General features: G+C 40.2%; 16 protein-coding genes and 2 pseudogenes. 12 read left to right on the forward strand and 6 right to left on the reverse strand.

Annotated elements, in window-relative coordinates; all coding sequences use genetic code 11:
- Positions 1-88: 88 nt before the first annotated feature.
- The 3 genes from ilvA (at position 89) to F973_RS08070 (ending at position 3,788) form a co-directional block, all read left to right on the forward strand.
- Entirely contained in the window at positions 89-1,633 is a 1,545-nt protein-coding gene (gene ilvA / locus F973_RS08060) for a threonine ammonia-lyase, biosynthetic (protein WP_171062326.1), read from the forward strand.
- Positions 1,634-1,798: 165 nt separating this feature from the next.
- Positions 1,799-2,449 carry a potassium channel family protein gene (locus tag F973_RS08065; RefSeq protein ID WP_004761144.1) on the forward strand — a complete coding sequence of 217 codons (651 nt, stop codon included), beginning with the start codon at positions 1,799-1,801 and terminating at the stop codon, positions 2,447-2,449.
- Between the two features lies 1 nt (position 2,450).
- On the forward strand, positions 2,451-3,788 hold the full coding sequence (locus F973_RS08070; protein WP_034432553.1) for a TrkH family potassium uptake protein: 1,338 nt from the start codon (positions 2,451-2,453) through the stop codon (positions 3,786-3,788).
- A 22-nt stretch (positions 3,789-3,810) separates the two neighbouring features.
- On the opposite strand, the gene F973_RS08075 is transcribed toward F973_RS08070, so the two are convergent.
- From F973_RS08075 to F973_RS08085, 3 genes are read right to left on the reverse strand one after another with little or no spacing between them, the layout of a single operon-like run.
- Positions 3,811-4,332, reverse strand: a complete 522-nt coding sequence (locus F973_RS08075) for a cysteine peptidase family C39 domain-containing protein (protein WP_004761148.1) — start codon at positions 4,330-4,332, stop codon at positions 3,811-3,813.
- Entirely contained in the window at positions 4,333-5,502 is a 1,170-nt protein-coding gene (locus tag F973_RS08080) for a phospholipase A (protein ID WP_004761150.1), read from the reverse strand.
- Between the two features lie 20 nt (positions 5,503-5,522).
- On the reverse strand, positions 5,523-8,462 hold the full coding sequence (locus F973_RS08085) for an insulinase family protein (protein ID WP_004761151.1): 2,940 nt from the start codon (positions 8,460-8,462) through the stop codon (positions 5,523-5,525).
- Positions 8,463-8,639: 177 nt separating this feature from the next.
- Between F973_RS08085 and F973_RS08090 the strand changes: the two genes are divergently transcribed.
- The 8 genes from F973_RS08090 (at position 8,640) to F973_RS08125 (ending at position 14,483) form a co-directional block, all read left to right on the forward strand.
- Complete coding sequence (locus F973_RS08090) at positions 8,640-9,653, forward strand: adenosine kinase (RefSeq protein ID WP_004761152.1); 1,014 nt, start codon at positions 8,640-8,642, stop codon at positions 9,651-9,653.
- A 16-nt stretch (positions 9,654-9,669) separates the two neighbouring features.
- Positions 9,670-9,975: a Rieske (2Fe-2S) protein gene (locus tag F973_RS08095; protein ID WP_010589426.1), complete on the forward strand. Its 306-nt coding sequence runs from the start codon at positions 9,670-9,672 to the stop codon at positions 9,973-9,975.
- Positions 9,976-9,997: 22 nt separating this feature from the next.
- Complete coding sequence (locus tag F973_RS08100) at positions 9,998-10,609, forward strand: OB-fold-containig protein (RefSeq protein WP_171062327.1); 612 nt, start codon at positions 9,998-10,000, stop codon at positions 10,607-10,609.
- Positions 10,610-11,156: 547 nt separating this feature from the next.
- Entirely contained in the window at positions 11,157-11,348 is a 192-nt protein-coding gene (gene cydP, locus F973_RS08105) for a cytochrome oxidase putative small subunit CydP (RefSeq protein WP_004761155.1), read from the forward strand.
- Positions 11,348-12,925, forward strand: coding sequence for a cytochrome ubiquinol oxidase subunit I (locus F973_RS08110; RefSeq protein WP_004761157.1), 1,578 nt, complete (start codon positions 11,348-11,350; stop codon positions 12,923-12,925). The genes cydP and F973_RS08110 overlap by 1 nt, the downstream gene beginning before the upstream one ends.
- The gene (cydB, locus tag F973_RS08115; protein ID WP_004761159.1) at positions 12,922-14,067 is read left to right on the forward strand and encodes a cytochrome d ubiquinol oxidase subunit II; all 1,146 of its coding nucleotides are present in this window, start codon (positions 12,922-12,924) and stop codon (positions 14,065-14,067) included. Before F973_RS08110 ends, cydB begins: the two co-directional genes overlap by 4 nt.
- A gap of 14 nt (positions 14,068-14,081) precedes the next feature.
- Entirely contained in the window at positions 14,082-14,183 is a 102-nt protein-coding gene (gene cydX / locus F973_RS14655) for a cytochrome bd-I oxidase subunit CydX (RefSeq protein WP_004653762.1), read from the forward strand.
- Positions 14,184-14,186: 3 nt separating this feature from the next.
- Entirely contained in the window at positions 14,187-14,483 is a 297-nt protein-coding gene (locus F973_RS08125) for a cyd operon YbgE family protein (RefSeq protein ID WP_004761161.1), read from the forward strand.
- 142 nt (positions 14,484-14,625) lie between these two features.
- On the opposite strand, the pseudogene F973_RS08130 reads toward F973_RS08125, so the two are convergent.
- The 3 genes and pseudogenes from F973_RS08130 to F973_RS08140 all read right to left on the reverse strand — a co-directional run bounded on the left by F973_RS08130 (position 14,626) and on the right by F973_RS08140 (position 16,705).
- Positions 14,626-15,090 (reverse strand): annotated as a pseudogene (locus F973_RS08130) (GNAT family N-acetyltransferase).
- Positions 15,091-15,208: 118 nt separating this feature from the next.
- Entirely contained in the window at positions 15,209-15,886 is a 678-nt protein-coding gene (locus tag F973_RS08135) for a YccT family protein (protein ID WP_004682093.1), read from the reverse strand.
- 222 nt (positions 15,887-16,108) lie between these two features.
- Entirely contained in the window at positions 16,109-16,705 is a 597-nt protein-coding gene (locus F973_RS08140; protein WP_004761164.1) for a nitroreductase family protein, read from the reverse strand.
- A gap of 173 nt (positions 16,706-16,878) precedes the next feature.
- Here F973_RS08140 and F973_RS15085 point away from each other — a divergent pair.
- A pseudogene (locus F973_RS15085) lies at positions 16,879-17,592 on the forward strand (integrase core domain-containing protein); the annotation flags it as partial.
- Position 17,593 lies beyond the last annotated feature (1 nt).

Here is a 17,593-nt window from a genome sequence, read left to right on the forward strand (position 1 = left end):
AACTATTTTGACATTTGCTGCAAGAAAACAGCGCAAATGCACAGGGGTTTGCTACAATGTTCACCTATTTTAAACTGTTATAGGGGAGATGAACATGCTGTCTCGTGTGGTACGACAAATTTTACAAGCAACGGTTTATGATGTTGCGATTGAAACACCGCTTGAAGCAGCTCCACGAATTAGTCAAAAAATTAACAATAACATTCGATTTAAACGTGAAGATTTACAGCCTGTATTTTCGTTCAAACTGCGCGGTGCCTATAACCGTATCAGCCAACTTCCCAAAGATCAATTAGAGCGCGGTGTGATTTGTGCTTCTGCAGGTAACCATGCGCAAGGTGTGGCTTTATCTGGCAAAAAACTCGGCATCCCTGCCATTATTGTTATGCCAAGTACCACGCCAGACATTAAGGTACAAGCAGTAAAAAATCTGGGGGGTCAGGTTGTCCTGCATGGTGACAGCTTTGATATTGCCAATAAATATGCCAAACAGCGTGCTGAAGCTGAGGGCCTAGTCTTTATCCCTCCTTATGATGATGAACTAGTGATTGCTGGGCAAGGCACGATTGCCAATGAATTACTGCGTCAATGGCGTGACGTGGAATATGTCTTTGTTGCTGTAGGTGGTGGTGGGCTGATTGCGGGTGTCGCCGCCTATTTAGGTGAGGTTGCACCTCATGTCAAAGTCATTGGTGTTGAATATGAGGAATCCGCCTGTCTAAAAGCCGCACTTGAAAGCAATGAACGTGTGATTTTACCGCATGTGGGTTTATTTGCGGATGGTACGGCGGTAGCCCAGATTGGTGAATTACCATTTAAAATGATTCGCTTAATGAAATCAGACAGCTCAGGTCCGATTGTTGAACCTGTTATTGTCACGGTTGATACAGATGAAATTTGTGCTGCGATTAAAGACACATATGATGAAAACCGCTGTATTGTTGAGCCATCAGGCGCAATGGCATTGGCTGGAATCAAGAAATATGTGGCAGAACATCAATTAACAGACAAGAACATGGTCTCAATTGTTTGTGGTGCCAACATGAATTTTGATCGTCTGCGTTATATTGCAGAACGAACTGAATTGGGCGAGCGTAAAGAAGCGATTTATGCGGTTACCATTCCTGAGCAAAAAGGTGCTTTCCTGCAATTCTGCCGTGCCCTGCAAGGCCGTAACATCACCGAGTTTAACTATCGGACCAGTGACAGCAATCAGGCACAGGTTTTTGTCGGGATTAGCCTGAAAGGTGGTGAAACTGAACGTCACGAAATCCATGAATTACTCAAGCAACAATATGATGTTGCTGACTTATCGGATGATGAAGTTGCAAAGCTACATATTCGTTACTTGATTGGTGGTCATGCTAATCTTGAAAATGAACGTTTATTCCGTGTTGAGTTTCCAGAACGCCCAGGTGCCTTGCTGACTTTCCTTGAACGTTTAGGCCCAACACATAACATCACCCTGTTTCATTATCGTAACCACGGTGCCGCTGAAGGACGTGTACTGGTGGGACTACAGGCGACTGATGCCAAACAGAATCCTGATGGCCTGATTGAAACACTGGAACAGATTACCTATCCATATGCAGAAATCAGCAACAATATCGGTTATCAGCGCTTTCTTAAATAAAACAGATCATCAGCTAAAGCCGACCATGCGTTGGCTTTACTTTTATTACAGTACGATCTTTTCATATTCACTTTTTTTGACGCCAACAAAATCATTACAAACAGACCAACTGTTCCATCTTAGAATAAATAAAAAGATATTTTTATCATTTAGTTAAGGATAGATATGGCACAATTTGCAGTGATTGGTTTAGGAAGTTTCGGTGCAACTGTTGCGCTAGAACTCACTCGACTAAGACATGATGTCATCGGTATTGATACCAATAAGCGCAATGTTGAAAATATATCGGATCAGATCACCCATGCCGTTATTGCAGATGCAACTGATGAACACGTCTTGGATGAACTGAATATTCAAAATTGCGATGCCGTGGTGGTCGCGATTGGTGAAGATATTGAAGCCAGTATTTTATGCGTCTTAAATTTAAAAAATTTAGGTGTAGAAAGAATCTTGGTTAAAGCCAAAACCAAAGCACACCACACCATTCTGTCACATTTACACGTCAGTAAAATTATTCATCCTGAAGAAGATATGGGGGTTCGGGTTGCACAGGCATTAAATTATCCGATGGTCAGCCGTTATATGGATTTAGGCGACGAACATTATATTATTAAGGTTCCTGTACAGGATAAACTCAAAAATGTAAACCTATCAGGCATTCTGCAACAGGGACCACATATTAAGTTATTGTTATTGAAACGGAATCAACAGGTGATTTATGAAACCGATAGCAATTTTACTTTACAGGCAGGTGACATCCTGATTTTAGAGGGTTCACTGCATCATCTTAAAAAACTCTCAGGATGTTTCTTATAAAATGGCAATAAAAATAAACTCCCAGAAGATATTCAACCTGAGTCCACCCTCATTGTTGGCAATCGGTTTTCTTAGTTTTATTGTGCTTGGGACAATATTATTGAAACTGCCTTTTGCCAATAATGGCAATGTCAGCTGGATGGATGCCTTGTTTACTGCCACTTCTGCGGTAACGATTACAGGTTTATCGGTGGTGAATCTAAGTGAATCATTCAACCATTTTGGGCAGTTTATTATCTTGTTACTAATCCAGTCTGGTGGTTTAGGTTTTATGACCTTTGCAATTTTGGCGGCATTAAGCCTTGCCCCAAAACTTGGTCTAAAACAGCAAATGATGGCACAGGACAGTTTAGGACAGACTAGTCTCTCCAAAGTGACTTTTGTCGCCAAAGGTGTGGTGATGTATACCCTGTTTTTTGAACTAATTGGCGTGGTTATATTAACTGCCTCATTTACGCCCATCTACGGCTTTGCACGTGGACTATATTATGCAGTTTTTTACAGTGTTTCCGCTTTTAACAACGCGGGTTTCTCATTATTTGACAATAACTTAATGAGCTTCCAGAGCCATTACCTCATTTGCCTCACCATCAGTTTACTATATACCTTGGGTGGAATTGGCTTTCTGGTTTTAATTGACATCAAGCAGAATAAACGCTGGAGCAAACTTACACCGAACAGCAAACTGATTCTCAGTACAATCGCCATCCTGAATCTAGTGGCTTTTGTTTTAATTTGGCTATTAGAATCCAATAACCCACTGACTTTAGGTTCTATGAGTCTGGGTGAACAAGCCATGAATGCCTGGTTTCAGGCCACAGTTCCCCGCTCTTCTGGTTTCAATACCATTGATACAGGTGCGATGGAACATAGCACCGCCTTACTCACCATGTTGCTCATGTTTATTGGTGGTGGTTCCCTGAGTACAGCAGGCGGCATTAAAGTGGGCACTTTCGTTATTCTGGTGTTATGTGTGATTTCATTTTTAAGACGCAATGAGGAAATTCGCATTTTCAACCATTCTGTATCACAGGAAACTACCTATAAAGCCCTTGCGGTCACCGCAATTACAGGGATGCTAGTATTTACAGGTTGTTTCATCCTGTTGCTGCTAGAACCTAAACTGGATGCACTTGACCTGATGTTTGAGGTGGTTTCGGCTGCATGTACTGTGGGCCTGTCGCGTGGCGCAACAGGTGAACTGCATGATGGCAGTTTATTTGTCTTGAGTTTACTGATGTATACAGGCCGTTTGGGTCCACTGACCCTTGCCTACTTAATTGCAACGCCAAAGAAAAGCCGTTTAAAACATGCCATCGCCAACATTCAGATTGGGTAAATTGTCCAAAAATTGAGGCGAGCTAGAAAATTGATATATTTTGCTCAACCACAAGGGCTTGTCGACAAATCCCCTCGGCTTGGCGTTGCTGCTCAAATACAGTTTTTGACATGACGTCAAAATGATCACAAAAACTGATTTCCTTTTCATCAATTGAATAGATCAAGGACTGATTCCCAACACCCTGCAAGGTATCATAAAATACAATCACAAATTTACCCGCTTCAAATGCCTGTTGAATCTCTGTATAAGTCAAGGCAGCCCGAATGGGAATCTGTAGGCGTCGTGCATCAATATAGCTTTGCTGTTCTTTCTCATCAATATTTCGGTCAAGATCAGTATACAGCGACACTTCAAATCCCAATTTTTTCAGGGCCACAGCCAAGGCAATGGTAAATGTTCCCTCTTCCTGATCATGGCGACATAACTGAATCAGGTCAGCAATATCAATATGGGTTTGATATTGCTTTAAGATCAGCCAGACCGCAAACACCCCACAATTTGCCTCAAGCTGCAATAATGGCTCTGGAATATTTAAACCCATTTAATACCAGTTCATTAACGACACACCCAAACCTGCATAGGTTGCATGGTGGTTATAGTCAATCAGGCTTTCACCATATCCATCAAAGAGTTGTAAATGACCACGCAGTTTGCCCTTGATTGGAAATGCCCAGTCAAACTGCACCGCGCCATGTGATTTATCACCACCTTTAAGGGAATGACGCAACATAACAGAAAAGTCATTTTCTCCCTTGCGATAAAATGCGGTTAAATCACCACGACCAATATAATCCTTAATATCAGGATTATTATCATCTTTGGCATTTTCTTCGACACGGTACCAAGGGCGAAGCATCAAAGCAAAATTGTCTTTTTCAAACCCTAAATTAAAAATCACCCGATTCCAACTACGTGATAATGGATCAGAACGACCATTGGATTGATGATTTAAGGTGACACCTAGCAAACGTGCATTTAGACCTAAAATTTCATAATTGGTTCTAAACATTAAACTTGCTTCAGGCTCATAATTGGTCTCACGAAATGGACGTGATTCCTCAGAGTTGTAAACCTGCCAACGCGAAGACTGAGTATAACCTATCCATAAATCGCCATTATTACCCAGGATGTTTTCCCACGCCTTGGTCTTAAAGGAAATCTGGAACTTTGCCTCACTAGAGGTTAATTCCTGTTTCTCATTGACGGTATTTTGTGGGTTTGGGCTGCTTGGAAATTCATTCTTATCACTGGTCCAGAACACTGGCAGTAAATAAACAGGTTGATAGGCACGAATATTCCATACGCCCAACTTACTTTCTTCTGACAGCTCCCAACGGCGATCCAGCAAGGAAACATTCGGATCAAACTTAGGCGCAGCACCCAGCAAATGTAGGTCACTGAGTTTTTGAACCACTTTATCCTTTAAAGATTCAGGCTTGTTTTTTTCATTGGTTTCAGCAACAGGTACAGATGTGGCAGCAATCACAGGTTCAGCCACCTGAACCTGTGGCTCAATAATGGTCGGTGCTTTAAAAAGCGCATCATAACAAGCCAGACGTTCAGCATTTGAAGCCAATGCCACACAGGCGTCAACTGTTGCAGGACTGGCTGGCGCCGTTTCCTGTGCATGGGTAAATGACGTGGTTATAGAGCTTAGTATAGCCACCACACTAAGCTCCAAATGACCCCGATCAAAAGATTTGAACGCCATACTTTTCTCCGATTCTTATTTTAATTGACCTGTTGGATACTAAATCCGAGTTGCTGTAGTTCTTCACGTTTTGCAAATGGTGCAACCACTGCTTTCACAGGTTTTTGTTGCAACAAATACTGTTTTGCCACACGGTTTAAATCATCCAGAGTCACATTTAACAGGCGTTCACGTAGCATTTTACGGAATTTCGGTGTACGGGCATGCAGCAACGCATAACACGCTGTAATTGCCTCACCAGCAGGTGAACCAGGCTTATCCATACTGGCAACCAGACCTAAAATCGCCTCTTCAAGTTGATGCGGCTGCTGTTCTGTATTCAGCAACCATTGCACGCTGGCTTCAAAATCATTAAATGTTTCCGCCAATCGTGGATCACGGTAGCTATAGAAACGGAATGAGCAGGCATTGCCATCATAACTGGCTCCACCACCATAGGCTCCACCTTTTTCACGGATGGCACTATGCAAAAAGCCATTACGCAGGTAGGCAGCCAACACCATTAATGGTGCAGCATCAGCATGGGCAACATCAACTGCCTGATAGGCGGAAGCACAGAACTGCACATTAGTCTGGATCAGCCATGCTTCATCATTTGCTGTATTGACTTGTTCAACCTGGGTGAGTGTTACAGGCGCTTTATTGACTTGCAACTTATCCCAGACGTTTTGCACCTCTTCCACTAAACGGTCAGAGTGATGCTCTTCACACACCAATAGGAACTGTTTAGGAGCCTGCAATAGTTTACGATGAATTGCCTGTAATTCAGCAATTAATGCATGATAGGCATCTTCATCCTGATCAATCTTAGTGACTAAATCACTCAGCCAGTTCAGCGCACCCAAACCTGTATTGTGATAGTCACGGCGAGCCAAGGCACTCATTTGACGTGAAGCCGCCTGCATCGCATAGCTATGTCCTGAACCAGACAAACGTGAGTGCCAACGGGTTTTCCGCTGCTGCAATAATTCGATGATACGGTCTTTCTCATCAAAGCGAAGCTGTTCAAATGCCAGTTTTAATAACTGAATGGCATCAAGCTTCTGCGTTAATGACTTGGTAGTTAGCGTCAGCCACGCACTGATCCGATCCTTATTATCTACTTTACTGCGTAGCGATGCACCCATACCCAGCCCACCACTGACTGCCGTCTGGAGCTGCTGCAATTCAAGATAATCGTATTCACCTGCCCCTACTTCACCCATCAAGATTGAAAGTAAGTTGAAATACGGTGATTGCACAATGTCGTCAGGAATTTGAATCAAGACCTGTTGGTAATAAATGCCATTAGTCCCTGCATGGTAAAGATTTAATGGTGTATCCAGACCATTACAGATAATTTCACGCAACTGACCTGGCACAATATGTAGATCAGCAGGAACATCTTCCAGTCCTACTTTTGGCAATAGCTCAAGATCATCAGGCGTATCTTGACGCTTTTTCAATGCCTCAGTTTTTTCCTGAATCTCGATTTTCTGGGCTTCGGTTAGGTTTGCGGTAATCTCAGCCAAGCGAGCCTGTTCAGCCTGTTGCTCTTTCACTGATTTAGTTGCATCAGGAACCAAAGTCATTTGTACACGATGCGGATTATCCAGCAGATGCGTTTGAATCAGCTTGGATAACCACATTGGGTCTTTTAATTCTTCCTTAACCTGTTCAATCGCAGAATCCACATCCCAGACATGAATCGGGTCATTGTGGTGAATGGCACTGCCCAAACCATTTAGGATCAGGCTTAAGCCATACGGTGTGCCATCGCCATTGATTTCACGCTGATGCAATTCAATCTGATGCAGAATTGCATCGACCAAATCGGTATCAACAGGCTTGGATGCAACGTCCTGTAGAATGTTTAATACGCCATTCTTAAAGTTTTCAGCATATTCTGCATTTGAACCTTGTACGCCACAATAGAAAGTCATTTCAAAATTACTGTCATCCACACCCATCAATGGCCCTGTGGACTGTGCATAACCACAAGTTTCCAAATAATGACGCAACGGCGAAGCTGAATTTTCCAGCAAAATCCCCTCAACCAGACGCATGCCTAAGCGCAGCTTAATATCGCTGGTTTCAGGCAATAACCATGACATCACATGAAAGGTCTTGTCTTTCAGGTCTTCACTATCCACCGCATAGGATTCAGTCACCTCAATGGGCGCGGTTAAACGCTTCTCAGGTGTGGAATATAAAGTCGTTCCTTTGGAAAACTTATGTAAAGCCAATGTTTCAAACTGTTCCTGTAAATCATAAGCATTTTGATTGCCGAAAGTCATAAACACCGCATTACTTGGATGGTAATGGGTTTTATAGAACTCAACCAATTGCTCATAGCTTAAATCTGGAATTTCTTTTGGATCACCGCCAGAGTTGTAGTGATAGGTGGTTTCAGGGAATAAATGATAGGCTAGTTGATGATAAAGCTGATCGGTTGGCGAACTCATAGCCCCTTTCATTTCATTAAATACAACACCTTTATAAACCGCCTGATCATTCTCTAACTCAATACGGATTCCCTCCTGGGCAAAATCCAGAGGATTCAGGTTTGCGGCAAAGGCAGCATCTAAATAAACCGACAACAGGTTTTGAAAATCTTTCTTGTTCTGCGTTGCAAATGGATAAGCCGTCCAGTCTGCCGCGGTAAAGGCATTCATAAAGGTATTCAATGAACGGCGAATCATTAAAAAGAATGGATCGCGGACTGGAAACTTCTCAGAACCACATAAAGCGGTATGCTCTAAAATATGTGCGGTTCCCTTTGAATCCATCGGCTGCGTTCTAAATGCCACCAGAAACACATTTTCATCATTGTTGGTTGCGAGATGATAGTGAACTGCACCTGTCACTTTATGTTTATATTCTGAAACGTAAATATCAAGTGCTTCTACATGGTGTTGACGTAATAGCTGAAACGCAGGGTGAATGGTTTGAGTAATGCTTTCAGAAACATCGACAGTCATGTGATCTCCAATTTATCTATTTAATTAACGCTATTGATTATAGAGAGTCTACCGAAGAATATGCATGGATATCCATGTAAATTGGTATGTTTTTGTAGAAAAATTCAGCAAGCAAGGTGTGATGGTCAATGCATTAGTGTAAACTTTGCTTTTTGATTTTTTAATGTGATGACAAACATGGCAACAGTTGATCTTTTTGCAATTGGAAATGCACTCATTGACCAAGAATTTAAAGTTTCTTATGAGTTTTTAACACAGCAGGCTTTGCAAAAAGGCACAATGCAGTTGACCGATGGTGAAACTCAAGCTGCTTTATATCAACAATTACAAGATACTCAAAGCTACAAGGGTCAAGCAAGTGGTGGGTCGGCTGCAAACACAACTGTTGCATTCAGTGCTTTAGGTAGTACAGCTTTTTACGGATGCCGTGTAGGTAACGACGAACTTGGTTCAATTTATCTGAATGGTTTAAATGATGCTGGTATCCAGACCACAACCCAATCAATCAGTGAAGGCGTAACAGGAACTTGTATGGTACTGATCAGTCCTGATTCAGAACGTACCATGCATACCTATCTAGGCATTACCGCTGAATTAACTGCTGAACAAATCGATTTTGAACCGTTAAAAACTGCAAAATGGCTCTATATCGAGGGTTACTTATCAACCAGTGATACGGCGCGTATCGCGGTCAAACAGGCCCGTGAGCTTGCAAAAGCGCATGGGGTGAAAATCGCCCTATCCCTTTCTGATCCAGCAATGGTGCAATATGCCCGTCAAGGTTTGGAAGAATTACTGGATGATGGCGTTGACTTACTGTTCTGTAATGAGCAGGAAGCGTTGATGTTTACCAATACAGAAAATCTTGATGATGCCATTGCAGCATTAAAATTAAACAATCAGCATATCGTCATCACGCAAGGCGCAAATGGTGCGGTGATTATTGATCCAGCACAACAGTTCCATGTGGCTGGACGGCATGTTGATGCTGTGGATACCAATGGTGCAGGTGATGCCTTTGCGGGTGCATTTTTATATGCCATCAATGCAGGTCTCAGTCTGGAAGCGGCTGCCCAGCTTGCCATTTTAATTTCCAGTGAGGTTGTTGCTCAATTCGGCCCACGTTTGGCCGTCGAAAACTACGCCAAGCTATTCGAACAATTCAAATCCACACAACAGGAATGTGCATAATATGGAAAAGATTTGCATGACTGAAGAAGTTCCTGAACGTGAAGCACGTGCATATGACACCATGAAAGGAAAGACTATCTTCATCACTCAGCGTGACGGACAATTTTATGCCTACAATAATCTTTGTCCGCATTTGCAAACTGAGCTTGAATATCTGGAGAATCAATTTCTGGATCAGGACGGTGAATATATTCAATGTTCTACACATGGTGCCTTGTTCTCTGTAGAAACAGGTGAATGTATTTCGGGTCCATGTCTAGGTGAATTCCTTGAAAAAGTAAATTTGGAAGTACACTCTGATGGTGGTATTTATATTGATTAGTGCCTAAATCATGAATTCTGCGATGACTGAGTTTTTTTTAAATTACTACCTTATGCCATTTCACATGAGCGTAGTGGCTTTGATTTTGCTCAGCATTGCGGAAACACTTGGCATCTTTATTGGGTTGCGGCCAAGTCATCTGGTCAAAAAGCTGACACCTGAATGGTTACTTCATTCACCGCTACTCGATGTTAAATTCTCCAAGTATCTCATCTTTGTTTTTTTACTGATCAATTTCAGTTTTGCTGGCTACTTTCTGGAATTATCATTCTTTGCCTTACAGCACCACTTTATTTCACCCTATTACCTTTTTATCCCAGCATTGATCATCGATATTTTCTTTACCGTGTTTATGATTCACTGTCTGGATCAGGTGATTAAACCTAAAGTCACGCATACTCATACCAATTTGGTTGGGCGCCTGGCAACCATTTCCACAGGTAACGCACGACCAGGATTCTCTGCCCAGGCGCGTGTACGTGATGAATTTGGTCAACTGTACTATGTTCAGGTTGAGCCTGAATATGGTGAACTGGAATTACAATCCCAAGTGTTGTTAATCAGTCAGAAATCTAATTCGTACTATATTGCTAAAAAAATCTCCATATCAAATAAGCTATTCACCGCAGAGTAAGACCTATATCGTTAAAATTTTGAGCACCCCACCAAAAATTACAATATGTTACAAAAAGAAAATTTATAAATATTGCAATTCCCTCTTCCATTTTCATCAATCTATTGATCTAACTTTCAAACCAAAATGAAGGATGATATTTCACACATTTTTTAAACCAAACTCTACCAATACACTAGGTTTTGTGCAGAATCCATTATAAGAATTACTTAATTGTGTAATCAATTACTTAAATGATTGTAAATATTATATTTTTTATATCCATACTATTTTAGTTGGTTTAATTTTTCTTAAATTAATCATAAACCAAACCTTTTAAATCAGATTTAAAAATATAAATACAACTGTTTTAATCAGTTTTTTAAATTAATTCATATTATTTTAGTTGGGTAATAATAATATTTTTCAAAATTTGATCAAAATTTATATAATTAATTGATTTTTATAAATAATATTAAATTAATTCATTTTAAAGCCCTTAAAGGTTTATTTTTAATAAATTTTAATTAATAATGTGTAACATCTTTAAAATTATGAGGCTGGCTCGATGAAGACAAGTTCTCAAGACCCAAACCGAAGATTAATCTGGGAAATAGCAATTATTCTAATTATTAAAGTTGCAATTCTTATGCTGATTAAACATATCTGGTTTGATGCCCCAACGATTCCAAAAGATTTTAACAATGAAGTTGCCGAGCGTATTGCTGGCGATATGTCCAAAACTCAGGAGACACGTTGATGATTTCTGAAAGCGTGGTCGATCTTTCGCGGTTCCAATTCGCAATGACCGCAATGTATCACTTTCTTTTCGTTCCTCTCACTCTAGGTCTGGCGTTTATTCTTGCCATTATGGAAACCACTTATGTGATTTCTGGTAAAGAAATTTACAAAGACATGACCAAATTTTGGGGGAAACTCTTCGGGATTAACTTTGCCTTAGGTGTAACTACTGGTCTAACGATGGAATTCCAGTTTGGTACCAATTGGGCTTATTATTCTCACTATGTAGGCGACATCTTTGGTGCACCGCTTGCAATTGAAGGCTTAATGGCTTTCTTCCTAGAATCGACTTTTATTGGTCTATTCTTCTTTGGCTGGGATCGTCTTTCTAAAGTTCAACACTTAGGTGTAACTTGGCTAGTTGCGATTGGCTCCAATATGTCTGCCTTGTGGATTCTCATCGCAAATGGTTGGATGCAAAACCCTGTCGGTGCCGCATTTAACTATGAAACCATGCGTATGGAACTTGTAGACTTCGGAGCGTTGATTTTCAACCCTGTTGCGCAGGTTAAATTCGTTCATACCGTTTCCGCTGGTTATGTCACAGGTTCAATCTTTGTACTTGCGATCTCAAGTTATTACCTGTTAAAGAAACGTGATTTACCATTTGCACGCCGTTCTTTCGCAATCGCCGCAATTTTTGGCTTAGCTTCAACCCTATGCGTCATCTTACTGGGTGATGAATCGGGCTATGAGCTAGGTGATGTTCAAAAAACCAAACTTGCTGCAATTGAAGCTGAATGGCATACAGAACCTGCCCCAGCCGCATTTACCTTGTTTGGTATCCCCAACCAAAAAGAAATGCGTACCGACTATGCAATTAAGATTCCATATGTTATGGGTATCATTGCAACACGTTCTACCGATAAACAGGTCACGGGTATCCATGACTTGATGAAAGAACACGAAATTCGTATCCGTAATGGTATGGTTGCATACAGTGAGCTAGAAAAGCTTCGTGCAGGGGATCGTTCTCCTGAATTGCTTGCTTCATTTGAGAAAAACCAGAAAGACTTGGGTTATGGTCTTTTATTGAAAAAATATTCTCCAAATGTGGTCGATGCAACTGAAGAACACATTCAGGCAGCAACTAAAGATACAATTCCAAACGTAGCTGCATTGTTCTTCTCTTTCCGTGCCATGGTTGCCTCTGGCTTCCTCATGTTATTGCTATTCATCTTAGCAACTTGGGCTGTGGCTAAACGTAATGCAGAGAATAAACCTTGGTTACTTAAATTTGCATTATTTGCTTTACCACTACCTTGGATTGCAGCACAAACGGGTTGGTATGTCGCAGAAGGTGGTCGTCAACCGTGGTCAATTGGTGAAATCTTACCTACACATCTTTCTGCTTCTAGTGTGAGTGCTGGTGATGTATGGGGTTCAATTATCGCCCTAGCTGCGTTCTATACAGTACTTCTCATTATTGAGATGTACTTAATGATCAAATTTGCTCGTTTAGGTCCAAGTTCGTTGCATACTGGTAAATATCATTTTGAAAAACTAGCTGCAAAAACTGGGGAGGCTCAATCATGATCGAATATGAACTCCTAAAAATTATTTGGTGGGTATTGGTTGGTGTATTACTGATCGGCTTTGCCCTCACTGATGGTTTTGATATGGGCTCAATGGCGCTGATGCCATTTGTAGGTAAAACTGATTCTGAAAGACGTGCTGCAATCAATACGATTGCACCACACTGGGATGGCAACCAAGTCTGGTTTATTACCGCTGGTGGTGCACTTTTTGCCGCATGGCCAATGGTTTATGCTGTCGCTTTCTCTGGAATGTATTGGGCATTACTACTCGTTCTATTTGCTCTATTCCTCAGACCTGTTGGATTTGACTACCGTTCTAAATTAGAAAATACTCAATGGCGTACTTCTTGGGATTGGGGTCTGTGCATTGGTGGTGCTGTACCAGCACTAGTATTCGGTGTTGCATTTGGTAACTTATTTTTGGGCGTACCATTTAGCTTAGACGACACCTTACGTTCTCAATACACAGGCAGCTTCTTTGCATTATTGAATCCGTTTGCGCTGATTTGCGGTATTGTGAGTTTGTCGATGTTATGTGCTCACGGTGGTGCATGGTTAATGCTTCGTACTGATGGTGATTTACATAACCGTTCAGCTAAAGCAACTCAAATTATGGCAATCGCATTCCTTGTATGTTTCTTAGCAGCTGGCGTTTGGTTATTCTTTGGAAATATCTCAGGCTATAGTTATGCTACTGCTGTTGATACCAATGCTGCATTAAACCCACTTGCAAAAGAAGTTGTAACAAATGCAAACCATGGTTGGTTGAATAACTACTCAACCTATCCAATTACTATGGCTGCACCAATTGTTGCAATCCTAGGTGCATTATTGGTTATTCTTAGTGCTGGAAAACGTAAGGCAGCTGCAAGTTTTACAGGTACGAGTCTGATGATTGTGGGTGCGATCTTAACTGCTGGTTTTGCATTATTCCCATTCTTATTGCCATCAAGTATCGATCCAACATCAAGTTTAACGATGTGGGATGCTGTTTCTAGTCACAAAACTCTTGGTGTAATGACTGTTGCTGCTTGTATTTTTGTTCCTCTCATTTTGATCTATACCTCTTGGTCTTATTACAAAATGTGGGGTGTCATCACTAACAAACACATTGAAGAAAATTCACATAGTTTGTACTAATGAGGAGATGTGAAATGTGGTATTTTGCATGGATTCTAGGCGTTTTGATGGCGTGCTTCGCAGGTGTACTCAGTGCGCTCTATATCGAACACCATCAAGATTTAGATGAGGAATAAGTAATGGCTCAAGCAATGACAACACCGAAGAATAGTAAGGCACAAGTGCTTGCAATGACCGTTTCGTTTTTGTTGGCATTGCCCCTTGCAGCCATTTTATTGGTACATCCTGCATTGATGCTGGATGCCAATGGACATTATAACCATAGCCAACTCATGTTGGTTATGATTGGAATTTCTGGCGGTTTTATTCATGGTGTTGGGTTTATACCAAGATTCTGGTTATGGAAATGGTTATTTAGTCCTTATATTGCATGGCCTCTGATGATCTTAGGCTATTATATTTGGATTGGTAATTAATCTTTAACAAATCAAATAAAAGGAGGAAGCATGGCTTCCTCTTTTTTTGAGTCATTTTGAATGATCATTTAATAATACACAAAGTAATTACAATGTAATTTAAAATATTGAGTAATAAAATTTTTAATTTATAATCAATAGACTATATGATCGCCTTTTTCATTTCAATTAACTGAATTGGTACCAACGGCTGACCTACATTTGCATTTACAGGATAAGGCGCTGTATGACCTGTAATCTGATAACCACGACGCTGATAATATGCGATTAACTCAGAGCGGACATCTAAGACATACATAATTAAATCTCGAACTTCCATACAACTCTGTGCAACATATACTTCAACATAATTGAGCATTTGTTTGCCATATCCTAAGTTTTGAATCGATGAATCAATCGCAAAAGTTCCAATTTCAACAGAGTTATGATCAAGACTGAGCCCAATACAAGCAACTAACAAACCTTGTTCATTCTCACCAATAAACAGTTTAAAATTTGATCAGCTCAAGTCTCCACTCAATTGTTCATTGGTAATCCGTATTCCATCTACAAATGCTTTTTCAGTGGTCCAACTTCGCTCAGATTGAGCCCGATCAGCCAAATTGATTCATTCAACCAATTGCGCTACATCATCAATTTTTGCAGTTCTAATGTTAAAAGACATTTCTATTTTATACGCTCAATAAAAAACCGATGATAACATCGGTTCTTTTACAGTTGAGCAATTAGTTCGTTTGCCCTGCTAACCATGCCATAAATTTTTGACGTTCAGCTTTCGATGCTTTTTGCCACAACTCTACTAATTGCTGATCTGTGGTTTTTATATTGCCAGATACTACCGTTGTTGCTGTTACAGCAACAGGTGCTACATTTGTTGTCGAAGCTGCATAGACGGGTGCAGGTTGATTCACAACATTATTTTTATTTTTTTGGGTTAAATCTAAGGTACGAGCTAATAAACTATTACCTGAAAACCACGGTTGAGCTTCATTATTTGCACCTGTTTGCTGTACTACAAGTTTTTTACTTTGATCATATAAAGCAACCGTAGGCTGTTCAGCAAATTTTTTTGCTTGACTAAAGTCTTTTGGAGCATTTACGAGTGCCAAATTATAAGTTTGATTATCTTTAAGATCTGTTGTTTGAATTGTTACCACACCAGATTTCACAATATCGTGTTCACCATTTAAGTGTTCAAAATATTCACGGTAACGAACATTTACCGTTAAGTTCCCAGGATCAACTTGATAGTTATTTTTCTTTGAAGGAATTAAACCATTATTTACTTCTTGACCATTTACCGCAAGAATCACGATTTCTTCAGGTGCAGTGATTGTGACTGCTGAAAAAACTGAACTACTCAATAATAACCCGAAAGCAGCAACACCAACTCTTAAAGACATTAGACTCTTCTCGATATAAACAATTTATGAAATCGTAAGCACTATGCTCTGCGATTATGACCATTTTATGACATAAAACAAAACTGTCTATTCCAACAATTTGGCTTTTTTAAGATATATACATCATTTCTAATGCTAAGCACCGTAGTTCTTTTGGCGAATACAAACCTTAAATAAAAAAAGAGCACATTGAGTGCTCTTTTTAGTGATACATATATTTACTTAGTTAAAAGTTTTGAAACGTGCAGCGTCATCCATATAGGTTTTTTCGCCAGCAGCTGCTTCAATAGAACCGAATACTAACTGGGCACGTAGTTTCCAGTTTGATGGAATATCAAAAGTTTCAGCCACTTCGGCATCCACGATTGGATTATAGTGCTGTAATGATGCACCAACACCAATTTCAGATAATGCAGTCCATGATGCGAACTGTGCAATGGCACTTGAATGTTCAGACCAAACTGGGAAGTTATCCGCATACAATGCGAATTGCTCTTGTAAGCCTTTTACAACATCTTGATCTTCATAAAATAACGCTGTACCAAAACCTGCTGAGAAACTATCAATTTTCGCGCTAGTATTTGCAAATGCTTCTGCTGGAACCATTTTACGTAAAGTTTCGCGAACAATTTCCCAAAATTTATGGTGTGATTCACCATATAAAGTTACAACACGTGAAGTTTGTGAGTTGAATGATGATGGGCTGTGTTTTACTGCTTCGCGAATTGTTTCTTCAATCGTTGCTTGGTCAACGGTAAGATTTTTACCAATTGCATAAATGCTACGACGCGATTTAATGCTATTTAAGAAGTTACTCATGTTGTTATTCCTACTTTATGCTCTTTGAAGCGTTATCTTGGATTAAATGTAGTGTATAACGATGCATTTTTTAGGAATAGTCTAAAAAACATGACAGATCGTTTTATTTTTGAAACACTTATCAGCACCTAAAAATATACCGAGTATTTCACTTAAATATTCTTTCACTCCATTATTACTATCGCCCAAAACCTGTGAGTGCATCAGATCTGAAGCTGATGCGTTGTATGAATGAATTACATATGCAATACCCTTTTGCAGGTAGCCGTATGATGCGTGATTTGTTGAATCGTCAAGGACATCCTATAGGACGACGTCATACACGTACTTTAATGAAGAAAATGGGCATTAATGCGTTATATCGTAAACCAAATCCAAGTCAGGCCAATCAAGCTCAGCGTAAATATCCATATCTGCTCAAAGGATTGAGTATTCAGCGGAGTAATCAAGTGTGGGCAACGAATATAACATATATCCCTATGGCAAAAGGCTTTGTCTACTTATGTGCTGTGATTGATTGGCACAGCCGTAAGGTGCTTGTGCATAGGGTATCGATCTGAAATCTTTAATACAGACCAAGGCAGTCAATTTACCAGTGATGCATTTATTGAAGCATTGAAATCAAATGACATCCAAATCAGCATGGATGGTAAACTTGCGCAGTATACTGCTCATGGATTGATAATGTGATGGTTGAACGGTTATGGAAAAGCGTTAAATATGAAGAGGTGTATCTCAAAGCCTACAGCAATGTTTTGGATGCGAAGAAGCAATTAAACGCATATTTTGAATTTTATAATTTGAAACGACCTCATTCGAGTCTGGACAAAATGACTCCAGATGAGTTTTCCTATGACCAGCTACCACAACAAAATAAGGTAGCTTAAC

Origin of the sequence: Acinetobacter sp. CIP 102129 (assembly GCF_000368305.1) — a bacterium.
Taxonomy (GTDB): domain Bacteria; phylum Pseudomonadota; class Gammaproteobacteria; order Pseudomonadales; family Moraxellaceae; genus Acinetobacter; species Acinetobacter parvus.